The organism is Clostridium sp. BSD9I1 (assembly GCF_900185645.1).
Lineage (GTDB): Bacteria > Bacillota > Clostridia > Clostridiales > Clostridiaceae > Clostridium_AK.
On record NZ_FYAM01000024.1, the window covers coordinates 93246 to 111778 of the forward strand.

20 protein-coding genes, 1 tRNA gene and 1 riboswitch are annotated in these 18533 nt (G+C 30.3%); of the genes, 2 read left to right on the forward strand and 19 right to left on the reverse strand.

All coding sequences use genetic code 11. From position 1 onward, the window contains the following. Positions 1 to 5 precede the first annotated feature (5 nt). The 13 genes from BSD9I1_RS13870 to BSD9I1_RS13930 all read right to left on the reverse strand — a co-directional run bounded on the left by BSD9I1_RS13870 (position 6) and on the right by BSD9I1_RS13930 (position 12613). Positions 6 to 767: a M23 family metallopeptidase gene (locus tag BSD9I1_RS13870; RefSeq protein ID WP_035308652.1), complete on the reverse strand. Its 762-nt coding sequence runs from the start codon at positions 765 to 767 to the stop codon at positions 6 to 8. A gap of 201 nt (positions 768 to 968) precedes the next feature. Beyond that, positions 969 to 1340 (reverse strand): methylglyoxal synthase, encoded by a 372-nt coding sequence (locus tag BSD9I1_RS13875; protein WP_035308359.1) that lies wholly within the window; start codon positions 1338 to 1340, stop codon positions 969 to 971. 18 nt (positions 1341 to 1358) lie between these two features. Further along, the gene (gene rodA / locus BSD9I1_RS13880) at positions 1359 to 2480 is read right to left on the reverse strand and encodes a rod shape-determining protein RodA (protein WP_186430844.1); all 1122 of its coding nucleotides are present in this window, start codon (positions 2478 to 2480) and stop codon (positions 1359 to 1361) included. Between the two features lie 102 nt (positions 2481 to 2582). Continuing rightward, positions 2583 to 2849: a cell division topological specificity factor MinE gene (gene minE, locus BSD9I1_RS13885; RefSeq protein ID WP_035308355.1), complete on the reverse strand. Its 267-nt coding sequence runs from the start codon at positions 2847 to 2849 to the stop codon at positions 2583 to 2585. 12 nt (positions 2850 to 2861) lie between these two features. After that, positions 2862 to 3659 carry a septum site-determining protein MinD gene (minD, locus tag BSD9I1_RS13890; RefSeq protein ID WP_035308353.1) on the reverse strand — a complete coding sequence of 266 codons (798 nt, stop codon included), beginning with the start codon at positions 3657 to 3659 and terminating at the stop codon, positions 2862 to 2864. 13 nt (positions 3660 to 3672) lie between these two features. After that, complete coding sequence (gene minC, locus BSD9I1_RS13895) at positions 3673 to 4305, reverse strand: septum site-determining protein MinC (RefSeq protein ID WP_186430845.1); 633 nt, start codon at positions 4303 to 4305, stop codon at positions 3673 to 3675. 203 nt (positions 4306 to 4508) lie between these two features. After that, on the reverse strand, positions 4509 to 7352 hold the full coding sequence (locus BSD9I1_RS13900) for a penicillin-binding transpeptidase domain-containing protein (RefSeq protein WP_186430846.1): 2844 nt from the start codon (positions 7350 to 7352) through the stop codon (positions 4509 to 4511). A 14-nt stretch (positions 7353 to 7366) separates the two neighbouring features. After that, entirely contained in the window at positions 7367 to 7858 is a 492-nt protein-coding gene (gene mreD / locus BSD9I1_RS13905) for a rod shape-determining protein MreD (protein ID WP_035308348.1), read from the reverse strand. A gap of 10 nt (positions 7859 to 7868) precedes the next feature. Beyond that, complete coding sequence (gene mreC / locus BSD9I1_RS13910; protein ID WP_035308347.1) at positions 7869 to 8714, reverse strand: rod shape-determining protein MreC; 846 nt, start codon at positions 8712 to 8714, stop codon at positions 7869 to 7871. Positions 8715 to 8716: 2 nt separating this feature from the next. Next, the gene (locus BSD9I1_RS13915) at positions 8717 to 9730 is read right to left on the reverse strand and encodes a rod shape-determining protein (RefSeq protein WP_035308344.1); all 1014 of its coding nucleotides are present in this window, start codon (positions 9728 to 9730) and stop codon (positions 8717 to 8719) included. Between the two features lie 19 nt (positions 9731 to 9749). Beyond that, positions 9750 to 10436 (reverse strand): DNA repair protein RadC, encoded by a 687-nt coding sequence (gene radC, locus BSD9I1_RS13920; RefSeq protein WP_186430847.1) that lies wholly within the window; start codon positions 10434 to 10436, stop codon positions 9750 to 9752. A gap of 117 nt (positions 10437 to 10553) precedes the next feature. Beyond that, complete coding sequence (locus BSD9I1_RS13925; RefSeq protein ID WP_186430848.1) at positions 10554 to 11120, reverse strand: Maf-like protein; 567 nt, start codon at positions 11118 to 11120, stop codon at positions 10554 to 10556. A 350-nt stretch (positions 11121 to 11470) separates the two neighbouring features. Next, complete coding sequence (locus BSD9I1_RS13930) at positions 11471 to 12613, reverse strand: DUF5667 domain-containing protein (RefSeq protein WP_186430849.1); 1143 nt, start codon at positions 12611 to 12613, stop codon at positions 11471 to 11473. Positions 12614 to 12801: 188 nt separating this feature from the next. Between BSD9I1_RS13930 and sigI the strand changes: the two genes are divergently transcribed. Next, positions 12802 to 13488 carry an RNA polymerase sigma-I factor gene (gene sigI / locus BSD9I1_RS13935; protein ID WP_186430850.1) on the forward strand — a complete coding sequence of 229 codons (687 nt, stop codon included), beginning with the start codon at positions 12802 to 12804 and terminating at the stop codon, positions 13486 to 13488. After that, the gene (locus BSD9I1_RS13940) at positions 13481 to 14383 is read left to right on the forward strand and encodes an anti-sigma factor domain-containing protein (RefSeq protein WP_186430851.1); all 903 of its coding nucleotides are present in this window, start codon (positions 13481 to 13483) and stop codon (positions 14381 to 14383) included. Before sigI ends, BSD9I1_RS13940 begins: the two co-directional genes overlap by 8 nt. 110 nt (positions 14384 to 14493) lie before the next feature. On the opposite strand, the gene BSD9I1_RS13945 is transcribed toward BSD9I1_RS13940, so the two are convergent. The 6 genes from BSD9I1_RS13945 to BSD9I1_RS13970 form a co-directional block, all read right to left on the reverse strand. Next, positions 14494 to 15228: a hypothetical protein gene (locus BSD9I1_RS13945; protein WP_186430852.1), complete on the reverse strand. Its 735-nt coding sequence runs from the start codon at positions 15226 to 15228 to the stop codon at positions 14494 to 14496. A gap of 279 nt (positions 15229 to 15507) precedes the next feature. Beyond that, positions 15508 to 16113 (reverse strand): C40 family peptidase, encoded by a 606-nt coding sequence (locus tag BSD9I1_RS13950; RefSeq protein ID WP_035308331.1) that lies wholly within the window; start codon positions 16111 to 16113, stop codon positions 15508 to 15510. Positions 16114 to 16116: 3 nt separating this feature from the next. Continuing rightward, positions 16117 to 16264, reverse strand: a riboswitch (cyclic di-AMP (ydaO/yuaA leader). 169 nt (positions 16265 to 16433) lie between these two features. Continuing rightward, positions 16434 to 17072: a lactate utilization protein gene (locus tag BSD9I1_RS13955; protein ID WP_186430853.1), complete on the reverse strand. Its 639-nt coding sequence runs from the start codon at positions 17070 to 17072 to the stop codon at positions 16434 to 16436. Beyond that, a complete protein-coding gene (locus BSD9I1_RS13960) occupies positions 17044 to 17592 on the reverse strand; it encodes a GNAT family N-acetyltransferase (protein WP_186430854.1) in 549 nt (182 codons plus the stop codon). The genes BSD9I1_RS13955 and BSD9I1_RS13960 overlap by 29 nt, the downstream gene beginning before the upstream one ends. Before the next feature lie 183 nt (positions 17593 to 17775). Continuing rightward, entirely contained in the window at positions 17776 to 18192 is a 417-nt protein-coding gene (locus BSD9I1_RS13965) for a hypothetical protein (RefSeq protein ID WP_186430855.1), read from the reverse strand. A gap of 246 nt (positions 18193 to 18438) precedes the next feature. Continuing rightward, positions 18439 to 18523, reverse strand: a tRNA-Leu gene (locus tag BSD9I1_RS13970). Positions 18524 to 18533: the final 10 nt, after the last annotated feature.

Consider the following 18533-nt stretch of genomic DNA (forward strand, 5'->3'; position numbering starts at 1 on the left):
ATTTCTTAAATTGCTATAAATTCCTTGGGATCTTTATTTTCACCCATATATAAAAATTCAAAGTGTAAATGTGGTGCAGTAGATTTTCCTGTATTCCCACTTAAAGCAATTATACTACCGGCTTTTACCACATCTCCCTTTTTAACCTTTATTTCTTTCAAATGACCATATTTAGTTTCTATGCCATCACCATGATCTATTAGTATATAATTACCCAATTTCTCATCTTGTCCAGAATCCTTAACCGTACCATCATAGGAGCATTTTACTTCCGTTCCTTCCTTTACCTCTATATCTATCCCCTCGTGAAAAGCTCTTTTCTTGTCTATAGGATCAATTCTATACCCATAAGGAGATGTTATTTGTCCCTGAACAGGAAGTGTAAAATTCTCTTTTACCTTATCTTTTAAAGTTTTTTCACCACTAATCTTACTTTTGAGCGTCTCCATCAAATTTGTAACCTTATCTTCTATTGTTACTACATTTAAACTTTTCACTTGAGCAAAGGCACTTTTATAATCATAGTTTTCATTTACTAAATTCTTAGAATAATTATAAACTGCCTGAGTTTGAGGAGTTACAACTAATTTGCAAAACATAATAACAAATATAATGCTTAAGGCTCCAATTAAATCTCTAGGAAGCCTTTTTAGCAAATACTCTCCTACTCCACTTGAACTTTTCCTTTGTGAGCTTGTATAGCCTGTATTAAAACTTTTTCTTAAGGTTTTATAATAATCCTCATACTGATTATTATAGTTTCCCATACTTTCTCCTCCTTCAGTATCACTAATTTTTACACCACTTGTAAAAATCTCTGATATATATATATTTATAAGAAGGTAAAGTTATTACATAAAAAAACGTTGAACCTACCGTATAGAATTTGCATCTAAGAAAGCTCATTGAATGCTTTCCACAATGCAAATCTCATACTATATGTTCAACATTAAAGACGTCTCAGTTTCCTACATATAAGCCTTTAGCGCCTTAACAAAAACTTCTGCTGATGCTAAGTTTGTAGCTAGAGGCACATGGTGTACATCGCATATTCTAAGTAATGCATTTACATCTGGTTCATGAGGTTGAGATGTAAGAGGATCTCTTAAAAACATTACAAAATCCATTCTGCCTTCGGCTACCATTGCTCCTATTTGCTGATCTCCACCTATAGGACCTGATAAAAGTCTTTTTACATCAAGACCTAATTCCTCATTTATTCTTTTACCCGTAGTTCCAGTTGCAAACAAGTTATGGCCCTCAAATACTTCTCTGTATCTTTTTACAAAATCTACCATGTCATCTTTTTTCTTATCATGCGCTATAAAAGCTATATTCATTTAAATCCCTCCAAATATTTAGAAGTTAATTTTTTTCCTTCTCATTCCAATATTTATTACTAATCCAATAGACATAAATGCCGTGAGCATGGAACTTCCTCCATAACTCATAAGAGGTAGTGTGATTCCTGTAATAGGCATAACTCCTATAGTCATACCTATGTTTTGCATTATTGAAAATAAAAATGTAGAAACCACTCCAATAGTAACCATTGACCCAAACACATCCTTTGAAGTCTTAGCTATATTTATAAACTTGTATATAAGTATTCCATACATTAATAATAAAAATATAGCTCCTATAAGTCCCCATTCTTCTCCTACTACTGAAAATATAAAATCCGTATGAGACTCCGGTATAAATCCGCCCTCTATTTGGGTTCCTTTTAAAAATCCTTTACCTAGCATTCCACCAGACCCTATTCCTATTTGAGATTGTATAAGTTGAAGACCTGATCCTAGCTCATCTTTTTCTGGATTTAAAAAGGAAGTAAGTCGCACTTTCCAATATTCATGCATAATAGGTGAATTCCATACTATAGCAATTAAAACTGCAACTGATGCTATTCCGCCGCCTATAATTTTCGAATCAAGCCCTGCAGCAAAAAATATTCCTAGAACTATAAAAAAGCACACCATAGTCATACCCATATCTGGTTGTATTATTATAAGTATCATTGGAATAGCAGCATATCCTAATAACTTAAAGAAGTTTCTAAGATTATTTATGTTACACTCCATACTATCTAATTCTTTAGCAAGCATTATTATAAGCCCTAACTTTGCAAGTTCCGAAGGCTGTCCTATTGTTACGGAACCTATTTTCATCCATGATCCTGCTCCATTTACTGTAGACTTAAATATAGTATCATTTAGAAAAAGAAGTATAACTCCTAACCAATATATTATATTTGCATATCCTTGTATTAAAGAATAATCAAATACCAATATAAAATACATAACACCAAATCCCATGGTAAGCCACACAAGCTGAGACTTAAATACAGCTATCCCTGCCCTTGTATTGGTTGCACTATATATATTTAAAGCTCCAAATAATCCTATAATCGCTACTATTAAAATTATGCTAAAATCTAATTCTCTCAATAATTTCTTATTTATTTTTAATTTTTCTAGCACATTTCTCCCCCCATTCACTTGGTATGTTACTTATAAAATTATAACAATATACATCGAAAAAAGCTATGTATAAATTATACATAGCTTTAAATTAAATCCTTATTATCTTCTTCTCAGGCTCTTTATAGGAATACTTGCAACTAGTGCTGGAGAAGAGCTCTGCTCTTCATCACTGGATGTCATTTTAATTTCCATATCTTCCCTATCTATTTCAACATACTTTGAAATTACCTGCATAATATCTTCTCTTATACTTTCTAGTAATTCTGGAGAAAAGTCTGCCCTATCATGTATAAGTATTAATTTAAGTCTTTCTTTTGCTACATTCTTGGATGGTGATTTAGGAGTAAAAAAATTAAGAAAATCCATTTATATCCCCCCCTATTTCATTCCAAATAGTTTTTTTAAGGATTGTAGAAATCCTTTATTTTCTGTCTCTAAAGATAAAAACGGAACATTTTCTCCCAAAACCCTGCAAGCAATATTTTTAAAAGCCTGTCCTGATATTGTACCTTCGGTAAGAACTATTGGCTCACCTTTGTTTGTAGACACAGTAATATTTCTATCGTCTGGAACTATTCCTATAAGTTTTATTGCTAAACTATCTAGTATATCGTTTACGTCTAACATATCCCCATTCTTAACCATTTCAGCATTTATTCTATTTACTATAAGCTGATGGTCTTCTATTCCCTTAGCTTCCAACTTTCCTATAACTCTATCAGCATCTCTAATAGATGTAACTTCAGGATTTACAACTATTAGTGCTCTATCTGCACCTGCTATAGCATTTTCAAACCCTTGCTCTATTCCAGCTGGGCAATCTAGCAGTACATAGTCAAATTCCTTCTTTAATGTCTCCACTAAATCTAACATGTTTTCTTTAGAAATATCATCTTTATCTCTTGTTTGAGCAGTAGGCAATAAGAAAAGGTGTGGAAATCTTTTATCTTTTATAAGTGCTTGCTTTAATTTACAGTTACCTTCAATAACATCCATCAACGTAAACACAATTCTATTTTCTAATCCCATTAAAACATCTAAATTTCTAAGTCCAGTATCTCCATCAACAACAACTACTTTTTTACCCATTGCTGCAAGGGCTGTTCCAATATTGGCAGTAGTAGTAGTTTTTCCTACTCCACCCTTACCAGATGTTATTACAATAGCGTCTCCCATATATTTCCCTCCATTAGATAAATTTGTTTGGCAAGTAAGGCTCTACTATTATACTATTTTCTCTTACTTTTGCTACTTCAGGATATTGAGGCTTACTATTATCTTCAGGTGCCCTGGTAGCTACATCGCCAATTTGTAGTATTTGAGGCTGAAGATAAAACGCTGCTACAATTGCTTTTGAATTACCTTCATATCCTGCATGAACATAGCCTCTTAATGCGCCAAGAACTATTACATTACCAGAAGCATAAATTTCTGCTCCTGAATTCACATCACCTATTATAACTAAATTTCCTGGGTAATTTACAACTTGTCCACTTCTTACAGTTCTTTTTACGAACTTAGTTCTACCTTCGTTCACACCTGAAAATACTTTAGTTATTGTTTCCTCAGAATTTTCAAATATACAATCTTTTATTAAGAACTCATCGAAAAGAATGTCTTTAAGTTTCCTTAATTCTCTTTCATTAATGTGTTTTAGTTGTGTAGTAACTTTTAGGGTAGCCCCCCTATAAAACACCTTTCCTCTAGACAACTTTTCAATGAGAGAGTCCAGCATTTCGTCAACGTCTTTGAACTTATTCATATTAATAACTGCATTTAAGCCTTCTCTATTTCCCTTAATAATTATGCTGTCATCTATCATAGCAACCTCCAAAACTGGGCTTATGTTTATATTTCAACAAATACTTCTCAATTCCTTCTAACATTATAATAAATCCTAAATTTTTTAATAGAAACATCTCAGTTTAGCTGAGATGTACTGATTTATAACGAACTCATAGATTTCTATAAATCATGCAAATCATGCAGGGCACATACATTATCATGTACATGCCCTATTATTAATTAGTCAAATTTAAACTCTGGTGTGTAATTCATCTTAGCTAACTCTTCCCTAAAATATCCTTCATACATAGCTTTTGCAACTTCAGCCGATGCGGCTCCGTGTCCTCCATCAAATATTAATACACATATTGCAATTTGAGGATTATCATATGGAGCAAATCCAACATATACTCCAGATGAAGTTCTTCCTATCTTATCCTGTATCTGCTCATTAAATGTAGCAGATCCTGTTTTACCAGCAGTTTGAATAGGAAAATTCTTAAGCACTGTAGATCCAGTTCCCTCATCATAAGAAGTAACCGCAAGCATTCCCTCTTTTACTGTCTGCATAGTTTCAGGCTTTAATTTTATTTCATCTATAACTTCTGGTTCTACCTTTTGAATTACTTGATTATTTGAATCTAAAAATGAATCTACTAAATGAAGCTTATACCTTTTACCTCCATTGGCAATCATAGATATATAATTTGCCAATTGAAGAGGAGTAAATTGGTTCGTCCCCTGCCCTATAGATGCATTATATACATTACCTGGTCTAGTTGCTTCTTCAATTACTGAATTTACAGATTGATTAATTTTACTTATTGCAGTATTAATATCACTATCTGTGAGGCCCTTTTTATTTAACTTTTCATCCGTTGCTATAAGTTCTTTAAATAACTCCATCATAGTTTTAGAAAATTCTTTGACGTCTCTATATCTCATTTGCTGTCTTATAGTATTTTGTATCTTTTCTTTAATTTTCTTTAGCTCATCACTGTCTCCCTTTTTTATTTCAATGTCTATTCCTTCATATTCACCTGTGCTTTTATTTTTCTTGATTTTTCTTAAATCTTCATACAAATTCCATAAATGATATATGGAAGATGTATTCTTCACAGATTGCACATTAAATACTTGTCCGTAGTTCTCTGGTATTTCAATACCTGTAGATGGATCTTCTTTTGAATTTGGGTCTACTCCGAGTCCAAACTTCCATGCATATTTTGCTAAGGTATCAAGACCTCTTTGATAAAGTCTATCTCCTACCTCATAAAAGAAATAGTTATTAGAGTATGCTAGTGCTTCAACTACATTTATATTACCTTTAGTAGATGTGTTCCAACTCCTACCATTATACCCGTGCTTTGTGTAAATTAATGCATCATATATTGTCTCATTAGATGACAATACACCCTCTTCCATACCTGCTATAGCAGTCAATGGTTTAAAAGTAGATCCTGGTGCAGTAAGTGATGAAGTAGCATAATTATAAAAAGGCTTTGGATAAATATCATATGGGTCTTTTCTTAAGACTTTGCTTCCCTTACTTGAGCTATCTACTGGTGGGAATATTTCATCTACAGTTACAGGAAGTCCTCTACTACTTATATAATCTTTTGCAAACGCCTCTAAATCAGGGTTAAAAAACTTATTATATAATTCTGTAGTAAGTTTTCCTGGAGTAGAAAATATATTTGGGTCATATCCTGGCCTACTTGCGAGTGCCAATACTCCACCTGTATTTACATCAATAGCTACAGCAGCTCCTCTAGTTGCATTACTTGAATTAGCTCCATCATAACTTATTGGATTTGCTCTTAGATCTGCCATTACTTTATCTAATGATTTTTCTGCTGCTAATTGTACATTTTTATCAATAGTAAGCTTAAGAGTTTCTCCAGGATATGGTTCCCTTCTTCCTAGTTCTTCTATTATTCTACCTTGCTTATTAAGTTTAACTATTCTTCCGCCTTTAGAACCCTTAAGTCTATCCTCATATACATACTCAAGACCTGCAGTTCCTACATAATCACTGCTTACATCGTATCCCTTTTCGCTGTATTTTTCTGTATTTCCACTAATTTTTGATATATATCCTAAAAATGCTGAACCAAGTTCTCCGTAAGGATAAGTTCTTAGTGGCTGTGTACTCACATCTATACCTGGAAGATCATTTAATCTTTCTAAAAATATAAAAGCTGTTTCCTTTTTTATATTACTTCCTATAGTTACAGGTTTATATCCAGAAAAACTCTGCATTTTAATTGTATCTTTTATAATCATATATTTTCGCTGTTTTTCTAAACTATATTGAAGCTTTTCTATATCATATTGTTCTATTAATCCGTCCAAAATGGCTTTTGAATTTTTAGTATTGTTTTTATACTCATCTAGTTTAATGTTTAAACTTGTAGCATCTTTTATATTAAATCTTTTAACAATCTCACTTACAGCTTCATTTGGTGATATTTTGTATTGAGCTAAAAGATTTTTGAAATCACTTTTGGGAGTTATATCATATTGTTTTATCAAATAGTTAAAGGTTTCTTCGGGAGATATCTTTAGTAATTCTTCATCTATTTGTTTTTCTTCTTCTTTAGTTAACTTTTCCTTTTTACCTGGAAATAGTTCTTTTTGTACTTGTTCATTCAATCCTCTATCTCTTTTAAATCTTACTTCTAAAGTTCTTCTAGCATTTACATCATCAGTTTTAAATTCAAACCTAAAAGGATTCACTTTTAATTCAAATTCATCTTGTTGTTGCTCTTTATTATCATCAAGAAGTTTAAATACCTTATCCATGGTCTCAAAAAAGTACTTTTTACTTTCATCTGTTTCATTGTATACAAGCATATAACTTTGACGGCTAGTTCCAAGCACTATATTATTTCTATCTACAATATTTCCACGAGGAGCTGGATCTGGCACTTCTGTAATTGCTCTAGTATTTGCTCTTTCTTTGTATTCCTCTGTTTTAATTACTTGTAGGCTAATAAGTTTACTTCCAATGATAGAATAAATTACAGCCATTACTACAAAAAAAGCGGTATATCTATTAAGTTTTTTCTTTTTTTCTTTCATAGCTCACCATTCCTTTAAAATTTCCAATTTCGTCTCATATAATCTATACTACATAACTTATAAGTTAATCTATATACGGGTATAGATAAAAATAAATTATATAAGCTGTTAAAAAACACAAATCTAAAACTCATTCCTACTCCTACTACATATAGAATTACAAAAACCAAAATCCCTTTAAATATACTTATAACAAAATTTGATAGTACAGGTATAAGAGTTTTTTCTTTAAAAATACTTACTCCTATAAAGCCTGATATCACAGCACATATCATATTAGTTAAAGCATTTACTCCAAGAATATTTGCAAAATAAATATCTTGAAACAATCCTGCAAATACCCCCAGCCAAAGTCCTTCTGAGTATCCGTTTACTATAGAATAACTAATTATAAATGTAAATAACAAACTAGGCGAAAACCCCTTTATAGAAAAAAAGGGCACCACCGAATTATCTAAAATTAGCATAATAATAGTCAAGCCTGCCAAAGTTAAAATTTTTTTCATTTTTATCACCTTAATATGTTTTGTCTATTTTATTTTTGGGAACTACTACAAAAACTTCCTCTAACTTATTTAAATTTATATAGGGCTTAATAATTGCATTTTTCATTACTTTTCCTTTATCTTCTTCTACACCTATAACATAACCAATTCTTATACCTTTAGGATATAGTCCGCCAAGTCCTGATGTAAGTATCACATCATTTTCCTTTATCTTCGAATCCAAAGGTAAATAATATATTTTTGCTAACTGTGTATTATCACTATCCCTATACCCTTTTATAATTCCTACACTTTCTCTAGTGCTTTGAACAATTCCACTAACTGCAATATTTTCATTAGAAAGAGTTTGTACAATAGCCCAACTATTGCCTACAGATGTAACTTGACCTACTAATCCTTGGGAGGTAACTACTACCATCTGTCTCTCTATTCCGTCATTTTTTCCTTTATTAATAGTAAACTCATCTAAAAAACTTCCTCCACTTTTACCAATTATGTCACTTCCTATATAATTGTATTGGGAGTTTTGATTTTTAAAGTTAAGCATTTCTCTTAATCTTTCATTTTCATTTTTTAAAGCATCATACTCTAACGCCTTACTTTCTAGCTCATTATTCCTAGCTTTAAGATTATTATTCTCTTCTCTTATTACATTAAAATTTAAAATAAATCCTAAAAAATCCTTCACACCACTGCCTGAATTGTACAAGCCTCCTTGTACAGTATTTAAAGCTCCACCTACACTACTCTCAGCAAAAGATACCTTATCCCTTTTTGCACTATAACCAATTAATATTAAAAATGTAACTGACAGAACAATTATTGTTACTGTCAGTTTATTTTTGAAAAATCTCATACTTACCTTTTCTTGCTCGCTGAAAGCTTATCTAAAGTATCTAATGCTTTTCCCGCTCCAAGAGCAACGCAATCAATAGGAAGTTCAGCTGTATGAACAGGCATGTGTGTCTCATCATATATAAGCTTGTCAAGTCCTCTTAACATTGCTCCTCCACCTGCAAGCATTATACCCTTATCCATTATATCTGCTGCAAGTTCTGGTGGCGTTTTTTCTAACGTACTTTTTATAGCATCAACAATAGCTGCTATAGGCTCTCTTAAGGCTTCTCTAACTTCAGTGCTTGTAATATCAATAACTTTTGGAAGTCCTGTGATTAAATCACGACCTCTTATTTGCATTGAAATTTCTTCTTCTAATACATAAGCAGAACCTAACTCTATTTTTATATTTTCTGCTGTTCTTTCACCTACCATAAGGTTATATTGTTTCTTTACGTAATCTATTATAGATTGATCAAGTTCATCTCCAGCCACTCTTAAGGATTTACTTGTAACTATTCCTCCTAAGGATATAATAGCAACTTCTGTAGTTCCTCCTCCAATGTCTACAATCATGCTTCCTGTTGGCTCATTTACAGGAAGCCCTGCTCCAATTGCTGAAGCCATTGGTTCTTCTAAAAGATGTACTTCTCTTGCTCCTGCAGACTTTGCAGCTTCTTCAATAGATCTTTTTTCCACCTGTGTTACTCCTGATGGATAACATATTACTATTCTTGGACTTGTAAAAGCACTTTTAGGGCTTACTTTTTCAATAAATTTCTTAATCATCGCTTGTGTTACATCAAAATCTGCAATAACTCCATCTTTCATTGGCCTTATGGCTACAATATTCCCTGGAGTTCTTCCTATCATTTGCTTTGCTTCATCTCCTACAGCTAAAACCTTTTTAGTATTAGTATTTATAGCAACTACTGATGGTTCGCGGAGCTGTATTCCCTTTCCCTTTACATATACAAGAGTGTTAGCTGTTCCAAGATCTATACCTAAATCCCTAGACATTCCAAATAAACGCATCTAATTTTCTCCTTTCAATTTACAATATACCTTTTTCTTTTAAACTTATATAAACTCCATCTCCAATTATTATGTGATCTAATAGCTCTATTCCTATTATTTTGCTACATTCATTGAGTCTTTTGGTAATATTTAAATCCTCATTACTTGGACTCGGATCACCAGATGGATGATTATGACATATAATTATTGAAAAACTACTATTTTTAATTGCTTCATTAAATACTTCTCTAGGATGAACAATAGAAGAATTTAAACTTCCCATAGAAACATCCTTAACCTTTATTACTACATTTTTTGTATTTAGCATTATTACTTTCAAAATTTCTTTTTTTAAGTATCTCATTTCTTCCATTACAATGTTTGCTGCATCCTGAGGTTTAGTAATTTTATACTCTTCCCCAGACCTATGAGCCTTAAATCTTTTTGATAGTTCACTTAATGCCACTATTTGAGCAGCCTTAGCACTTCCTATACCTTGAATATTCATTAGCTCATTTGTTGAAGAATTTATAAGACCATTTAATCCTCCTAAACCCTTCATAAGCTTACCGCATAGGTTTAACACATTATCCTTTTTAGTACCTGTCCTAAGGATAATTGCCAAAAGTTCTATGTTTGACAACGACTCTGGCCCATATTTAAAAAGTCTTTCTCTAGGCCTTTCACCTTCAGGTAAATCCATAATCTTTAAAGAATCATTCATTTTAATTACTCCCTTATAGATTAGCTTTACCCCCATCCCTGTATTACTTTCAGAAATTTATAACTTCCTTGTAAATGGATATCTATCATATAGCTCATGTTTAATTTTAATTGTGTACTAATATTCTTTTAACATTCCATACAATTTGTTTATTGGCAGTCCTACAACATTATAATAACATCCATGAATTTTTTCAACAAAAATTCCACCATAGCCTTGTATACCGTAAGCCCCTGCCTTATCCATAGGCTCTCCAGTTTTTATGTAATTTAATATCTGGTCAGTAGATAGCTTTGAAAACTTTACTTCTGTACATACATAGTCTTTTTTTACCATATTTTTTGATATATCAACTATAGCTAACCCTGAGTACACTTTATGAATATTACCACTTAACATGCTAAGCATTTCAAAAGCGTGTTGAGAATTTTTAGGCTTACCTAATACGTTGTTTCCAAAAAATACTGCAGTGTCACATCCAATCACTATCTTGTTTGAGTTTGAGAATTTTCTTGCTACTGCTAAAGATTTTCCTTCTGCAATTTTCATTACATACTCAGCTTCATTTCCATGAAATTCAACTTCAGATTCATCAAAATCACTTGTAATCACTTCATAGTCATTAATTATTCTTTTTAGCAGTTCTTTTCTTCTTTCAGAAGCTGATGCTAATATAATTTCCATGTTATCATCGCCTTTTTAAGTTTTGCATGTAATATTATTTCCATTTTTACCTGATTTATATCTTATTCAGAACAGGTTTTATAAATAAATTAATATCATTTACTTTATGTCTTTTAATAGTTTAACATTTAATAATTTGTTAAACAAGTCCATATACAATATTGTTAAAATTTTTTTGTTTATGGAAAGTATTGTCGTATATTGAAAAAAATGCGAAACACCTTTTTGATTACTAATCTTTACTATTTAATCACTAAGAATGGATTTAATAATCCTTTAAGCGACTAAATATTAGAAACTAATATCTTAAAAGTGCTTCGCATTTAAATTTAATTTATTTTTCTAGTTATTTATTTAGCTTCTTTTTCCATCTTTTCTTTAGCTTTTTCATTATTTGATGATTGATTAATGTCTTTTCTTTTATTATTTACAGACTCATCTTTATCTTTAACCTCAGCTTTTGCTTTGGTTTGATTATTATTTACATTTTTAGTTTTAACTGTAGCATTAGTTTCATCAACTATATCATCGGTGGAGCTATCTTCTTGATTATTAACTGGTGTTTCTTTAGTATTAGTATTAGTCTTAGTCTTTGTTTCATTTACATCGCCTGCTGATTTTTCTAATTTCTTTTCTTCTTTCTTTAACTGCCCTACACTCATCTTATTTGCATTTTTAGCTTGTACTAAAATCTTTAATTCTTCCTTTTGTTTATTATAATCAGTTAAACTTTTTTCATAAGAATCCTTAGCTAATTTTATTGCTTCATCATCTCCTGATTCATTGGCTTCATTTAGACTCTCTTTAACAGTATTAAGATCTCTTTTAGCTTCTTTTAATTCTTCTCTTGCCTGTTTTATTTCAGTCATAGCTTCTACCTTTTGTGTTTGCATCTCTATAACTTTTGCAATTACATCTTGTGCATTTTCAGAAACTTTGTCTTTAACGATTTTTAAAACTTCAATTGAGTTTTTTTGGTTTTCTAATATTTCATCTTCGATTTCTTCCAACTCTTCATTCTCTACAACTTCTGTATCTTCTGTATTATTATCTTCAATCTGTTCATTTTCCTGAGTATTTTCTTCAATTGCTTCTTCAGCATTCTCTTCATCTGCTAGGTCTTTATCATCTTGTGATTCATCACCTATTACAGTATCTTCTTGCATTTCTTCTAAAGCTTTTTCAGCTTCTTCCATATTCTCTTCATATTTTTCAACTGATTCTTTTGCTAACTCTTCATTACCTTCTTCTGCCATCGCTTGACTTTCTCCAAGTCTTTCCTGAGCAATATTTAGTAGTAATTTAATTTTCGCTTCCCCATTCTTTGATAATTTTATTTTAAAACTATCAACTAGGCAATCTAATTTATACATAATACTGTCAGGTGTTACACCAGCCTTATCCTTTAGAGATACCTCCCCTGCAGCAAAAGTATTAGTGTTAATTGTAGCAACAATTGCTAAAGCTGTTAATAATGTTATAGATTTTTTCATAATTTAATATCCTCCTTAAATTGGCATATCTCAAGTACTTGAAACATTTCACTGTTTATTATTTTCACTTATCAATACGGGAAGACATATGTTTTTTAAGGGGGTGAGCATTGCCAAATTTTAAGTTTTACCTAACCCTCTAAAATTTATTATAATGAACGTATATACTTATAAGAAGGGGTGAGATTATGGATAATATAAATCCTTCTGAGGTTAAAGATAAAAATAAACTTATAGAAGAAAATAAAAATTTTATATATGGGTGCACTTATAAAATATGCAAAAGAATACTTCATTGGGAAAATGATGATGAATTAAGTATAGCAATGATTGCATTTAATAAAGCCTTGGATACTTATAATCATACTAAAGGAAACTTTCATAGCTACGCTAAGGTACTTATAAATAATTCAATAATCGATTTTTTTAGAAAAGATAAGAATAATTCTTTACTAGTATTTGATAATAATGAAGAATCTTTTACATATATTGATTACAAAAACTCTATTAATCAATATGAAATTCAAAAGGAAAGCGAACAAAGAATTGATGAAATTAATGCACTTAAAAATGAGCTTGCTAATTTTAAGCTTACATTTACTGATTTGATAAATCATTCTCCTAAACACATAGATACAAGAAGCCATCTGCTAAATATTGCCTTATGCTGCACTAAGAATGATGATATAAGTACATATATAAGAAAAAATAAAGCTCTTCCTATAAAGCAAATAACTGTTTTAACTGGTTGTAACAGAAAGTTATTAGAACGATGGAGAAAATACATAATTGTACTTTTTTTAATAATGTCAAATGATGAGTATTTATATCTAAAATCTTATCTTAATATAGGTGTAGGTGATAAAAATGAATAATATTAAAGGTATAATAATTGAAATTCAAAAAAACAAAGCAGTACTTTTAACTTCTACAGGCGAATTTATAGAAGTGCTTGCTACTAAAGACATGAATGTAGGGGAGGAGTATATTAAAACTATCAGCCAAACTAGCTTTATTAGAAATATACCTAAGGCATTAGTTGCTGCACTTATTACGTTTACAGTGTTAGGTGGTGGATTGGGTGCTTATTATACTCCAGTTGCTACTTTAAATCTCAGTATAAACCCATCCGTTCAATTAAAAACTAATTTATTTAATAAGGTTATTCATTCTAGTGCCTTAAATTCTGATGGTAAAGTTATATTAGATAGTATAAATATTAAAAACAAAAATTTTAATGATGCGCTATGCTTAATCGTAACAGAAAGTGAACATCAAAAATTTATCACAGAAGATTATAAGGCAAATAAATCTATTAGTTTAGAAGTAACAGGTAAAAATTTAAATGTATCAACCTTCGAAACTATCGTTCACGAACATGGAATTTCACTTGAAGTAAAAATTAATAATAAGCCTTCTATAAACAATAAAAAATTAAATAATAAAGACACTAACTTAATAAATACAAATAAAGATTCTAATAAATTAAATGTTGAAAATGATTCTAAAAATAAAACAAAAAATAATTCAGAAAGCACTAATTCAAATTCTAACACAAAAGGCTCTCAAACATCTACTAATGACTCCTATAACAAAAAAGATGATATTAAAACAGAAACCAATGATAATAAAAATAATGGTAACACTAATATTAAAAATGCAAAAGATGCAAACTCCAAGAAAAATTTTGATGAAAGCAATAATTCTAACTCCGAATCTAAAAAAAAAAATAAAACTCCTTCAGATAAGTCCTTAAAAAAGGAAAAATAAAAAATGCGAGCATTTTTAATCTCTAATCACAATTGCTAAAAGACTATATAAATCTATGTTCTAGCAGTTGAAGATTAGAGATTATTATTAATTTAAAATGCTTCGCATTTTTATTTCATTTTTTGAAGTATAGAATAGATAAATGAATAATTTTCTGCTGTTTTATCATTGCTTAATTCATTTGGCAATTTTCCCACTTTATCCTTTAATTCATTTAATATTTTAATATTTGGGCTTTCTTGATCTACAGCCTCTAATGATTTGCACCAATTCTTAAAGTCTTGAGTTTGTATTGCCTTTACATTCTTTTCAGATAGTTTCCCAAGGACTTGTATATATCCATTTAATACTTCACTTATTTCCATATCACATAAATTATTTACCTTTATTTCAAACTTCATAGTTGAATTTGATACTTTATTAGTATTTAAAGTGTTTATTATGACTTTTGCAGCATCCTCTGTATATATACCTAGAAAAACTCTCTTATATTTATCATCACTTATAACAAATGGGTTCCCATAAGAGCTTAATTGACTTCTAGTCTTTTCTACACCAGTTTCATTCCCAAACATTCCGCCCTGTATTGCCACATAAATAAAGCTATTATTACTTATTATGGATTGCTTAGGGGTTTCACCCTTATTATTTATATTTTTATCATTAACTTTAGTTTCTGTAACCTTTCCTTGTGTTTTAATTATAGAGGAATTCTTAATAAATAATTTGAAGAATATACTTCCTATTAAGAATGAAAGTATAAGTATCATTATAAGTATAATAAAAAAAATAACATTATCTTTTCTTTTTCTCTTTAAATCATATCTTGTATACTTTATATTCACCACTCCCTCTTAAGTATTCAATGCATTGAAACCATTACTAAGATATCCTCCACCTTATTATAAAAAGCATATATAAATTTTGCTCATATGTTACCTATATAATAATATTATACTTTACTTAAAATTATGATTAAGAGATTCTATCATTAATATTTAAATTTAACTTCCTAATCATTTAGCACTAAACTTACTACTAATTTGTAATATATTTGTCCTAAATAAAATAAAAGTCAGTTAAAAACTGACTTTATATATTAATCATTACTTATTATCTATTATTTATTGAAGTACCCTTCTAGCTCCTGCATATCTGGAAGCATAATAACTTCCTGAAAGACTGCTTACGATAACTTTCCCACTTCCTGATGATGCATGAATAAATTGTCCTCCACCTACATATATTCCAACATGTGAAATTGAGGAATCTGTATTAAAAAACACCAAATCTCCAGGTAATAAACTTTCTTTAGATACAGCTTGTCCTGTTGCAAATTGAGTTCCTGTATAATGGCCTAAATTTACTCCAAATGCTCTATATACATACAAAGTGAATCCTGAACAATCAAAAGCTGATGGGCCAGCTGCACCCCAAACATATGGTTTTCCCATAAACTTATATGCATAAGACACTACATCTACTCTTCCGTTTGAGCCTCTGCTTACAGTAGCTTTCTTAGCGGTTGCTTTAGCAGTTGGATTTACAGTTTCTTTTTTAGGTACTACTATAACTTTATTCCTGTTAACTGTTGCTGCACGAACAGCTAAATTTTTAGAAGTTAAATTTACCGAATCAGCTTGTACACTATTATTTTTTAGCGCTCCTAGAAATGTTAATGATAAAAAGAAAATTACACTTACCACTATACTTTGTCTTTTGTTATTCATTTATTATCCGCCTTTCTTTGCCTCCGAAGTTAGCTGACGGGTTCGGGTAAAGGTACCCCTACTTAATATATTTAATAGTATATTAAGATTAACCCCAATACATTGGTTCCTCCGTACCCAGATATTTTCCAGGATTCAGCTTATTTATATAGTTTATATTTTCTTGATTTTCATGAGTATTATTATATATGATTTTATCGAAATGATTAGTTTGAGTCTATTTCATATATTTCCTTGTTTTATTATACATGATTTGTTAATACTTAGTCAATAAAAGTTAACACTTTTTTTTTAATTATCTGTATATTTTGTTTATTTTTTTAAAATCCTAAGTCTTTGTTTAATATAATAACCTTTATTCTATCATTTCTTTGTTTTTTCATTATTACATAATCACAACAAATTCTATCATCGCTATTACAATCCATACAATATCCAACTTTTGCGCATGGGGTATTTTTATTTAACTTTTTTGCATTTACAGGAGCTGCAATTTTCTTTACTCTCTGTTCTGCTTCCTTTAAGTCTTTTACTATTTTATTTACACCACACACTACAATAACTTGATCTGGTCCAAAAAGCATAGCTGCTACCCTATTACCATTTCCATCCACATTAAATAATTCTCCATTTTCCGTTATGGCGTTAGAACTACATAAATAAGTATCGGCACAAAAGGCCTTTTTATTAAGTTCTTTTCTTCCCTGAATTGTTAAATTAGAATCATATCTATCTAAAAATGTGAAATTACCGTTTCTTAGATAATCTATTACTCCTGTTTCCAATAAAGTCTCAGAACCTCCTACAGATACTACAGCCCCCTCTTTTATTAACCTATTTAACTTTCCAATTAGTTCTACTTCATCCTGCACTAAAACTGCTTCCATATTATTTCTTTTTAAATTTTCAATAGTTCTTTCTATTAACTTTTCATTTCTCCATTGCATAAATTTGTCCATTATTATACCTCCCTAAGGATTTTTTTAATATAAACATATTGCTTCTTTTATTATTTGTCTTATAAAGTTCTTCGGAAACTCTTATAACTTCGTATCCATTTCTAGTCCAAAATTTCAACTTAGAACCATTCTCTTTTATAATTCGTGTATAAAAATCTCTTACCCCATACTCTTCCTTTAAATAAATACTCAATTCTTTTAAGATTATGCTTCCTATTCCCTTGCTTCTTATAGACTTATTTAAAGAAATAGACCATATCCACGCTTCATGAGGATTCTTAAATTCAACTCTACCTTTTATAATTCCTAAAATCTCATGATTTTCTTTATCATTTATCTTCAAAAAGAACTCATTTTCACTTACATAATATTCCAAAAATTTTTCATAAATATCTCCTACTTCCAATTCTTCCTTCTGTGACTTACATTGATTCTTCAAATAATGATCTATATATGTTACATCCTCTTTTTGTATACTTAAAATAGTCATATTATCTATAGTTAAATTTATATCTAACATTATCCTCACCCCATTTCATACATGATTTCATTACAAATTAGCATGTTTAAATTCATTTAAGGCATTTCATTATTAAACTATTCTACATATAATTTAAATCTCCTTGTATATTACTGATAAAATTTAATTTACTTTTAATTGATTAAAATGAAAATGACTGCTAAAAAGCAGCCATTAAACTTATTAATCCCAATCTCCCCAGCCATGATCTCTTCTACGTCTTCTTCCTCTACGTCTTCTTCTACGTCTTCTTCTTCCACGTAGTTCACTAAGTAAAAGTATTTCAAGTAAAGGTCTTGGCCCCCACCATATTCCATTAGGGCTTCTATAATTATTTACATCATTATCATCATCTTTTATATGGCATTTATCCATTATATCATCACAAACCTTTTTAACCCAGTCCTTAGATGGACAATATTCCTTACCATATTTATATTCCATAACATTACAATGATACTTTATCATAGGTATAACTTGATTATAAAGCTCAGGATACATTCCTTTTAACTTTTCATCATCTTCATCCCTATCATTTTCTTCTGGCATGTTAGACATAGGCATTCCACAATAGCATAAGTAAGGACATTTATACTGCATATTTCCCCCTAAAATAAATTTCTCACCATTATATATATATGCAAAAGTTTAAAATTTAGTTACAACTTTTAGAAATAAGACGACATTTTTAATGTTGAACAGGTCGTATGGAATTTTGATAATAATGAAACATCTCAGCATACTAAGATGTACTAATTTATAACGAAATCATAGATTTCTATAAATTATACAACCGTTCGCTACGCAAAAAAACTACCTAACTAGTAGGTAGTTTTAAATCCTATCTGGTGCAGATGGCGGGATTTGAACCCGCACGCCCTGTGGACACTACCCCCTCAAGATAGCGTGTCTGCCGTTCCACCACATCTGCAAATCATTAT

Bases quoted from the DNA above. Each gene is read 5' to 3' on its own strand.
- BSD9I1_RS13870 (WP_035308652.1), bottom strand. From the start codon at position 767: ATGGGAAACTATAATAATCAGTATGAGGATTATTATAAAACCTTAAGA.
- BSD9I1_RS13875 (WP_035308359.1), bottom strand. From the start codon at position 1,340: ATGAATATAGCTTTTATAGCGCATGATAAGAAAAAAGATGACATGGTA.
- minE (WP_035308355.1), bottom strand. From the start codon at position 2,849: ATGGATTTTCTTAATTTTTTTACTCCTAAATCACCATCCAAGAATGTA.
- minD (WP_035308353.1), bottom strand. From the start codon at position 3,659: ATGGGAGACGCTATTGTAATAACATCTGGTAAGGGTGGAGTAGGAAAA.
- minC (WP_186430845.1), bottom strand. From the start codon at position 4,305: ATGATAGATGACAGCATAATTATTAAGGGAAATAGAGAAGGCTTAAAT.
- BSD9I1_RS13900 (WP_186430846.1), bottom strand. From the start codon at position 7,352: ATGAAAGAAAAAAAGAAAAAACTTAATAGATATACCGCTTTTTTTGTA.
- mreD (WP_035308348.1), bottom strand. From the start codon at position 7,858: ATGAAAAAAATTTTAACTTTGGCAGGCTTGACTATTATTATGCTAATT.
- mreC (WP_035308347.1), bottom strand. From the start codon at position 8,714: ATGAGATTTTTCAAAAATAAACTGACAGTAACAATAATTGTTCTGTCA.
- BSD9I1_RS13915 (WP_035308344.1), bottom strand. From the start codon at position 9,730: ATGCGTTTATTTGGAATGTCTAGGGATTTAGGTATAGATCTTGGAACA.
- radC (WP_186430847.1), bottom strand. From the start codon at position 10,436: ATGAATGATTCTTTAAAGATTATGGATTTACCTGAAGGTGAAAGGCCT.
- BSD9I1_RS13925 (WP_186430848.1), bottom strand. From the start codon at position 11,120: ATGGAAATTATATTAGCATCAGCTTCTGAAAGAAGAAAAGAACTGCTA.
- BSD9I1_RS13930 (WP_186430849.1), bottom strand. From the start codon at position 12,613: ATGAAAAAATCTATAACATTATTAACAGCTTTAGCAATTGTTGCTACA.
- sigI (WP_186430850.1), top strand. From the start codon at position 12,802: ATGGATAATATAAATCCTTCTGAGGTTAAAGATAAAAATAAACTTATA.
- BSD9I1_RS13940 (WP_186430851.1), top strand. From the start codon at position 13,481: ATGAATAATATTAAAGGTATAATAATTGAAATTCAAAAAAACAAAGCA.
- BSD9I1_RS13950 (WP_035308331.1), bottom strand. From the start codon at position 16,113: ATGAATAACAAAAGACAAAGTATAGTGGTAAGTGTAATTTTCTTTTTA.
- BSD9I1_RS13955 (WP_186430853.1), bottom strand. From the start codon at position 17,072: ATGGACAAATTTATGCAATGGAGAAATGAAAAGTTAATAGAAAGAACT.
- BSD9I1_RS13960 (WP_186430854.1), bottom strand. From the start codon at position 17,592: ATGTTAGATATAAATTTAACTATAGATAATATGACTATTTTAAGTATA.
- BSD9I1_RS13965 (WP_186430855.1), bottom strand. From the start codon at position 18,192: ATGCAGTATAAATGTCCTTACTTATGCTATTGTGGAATGCCTATGTCT.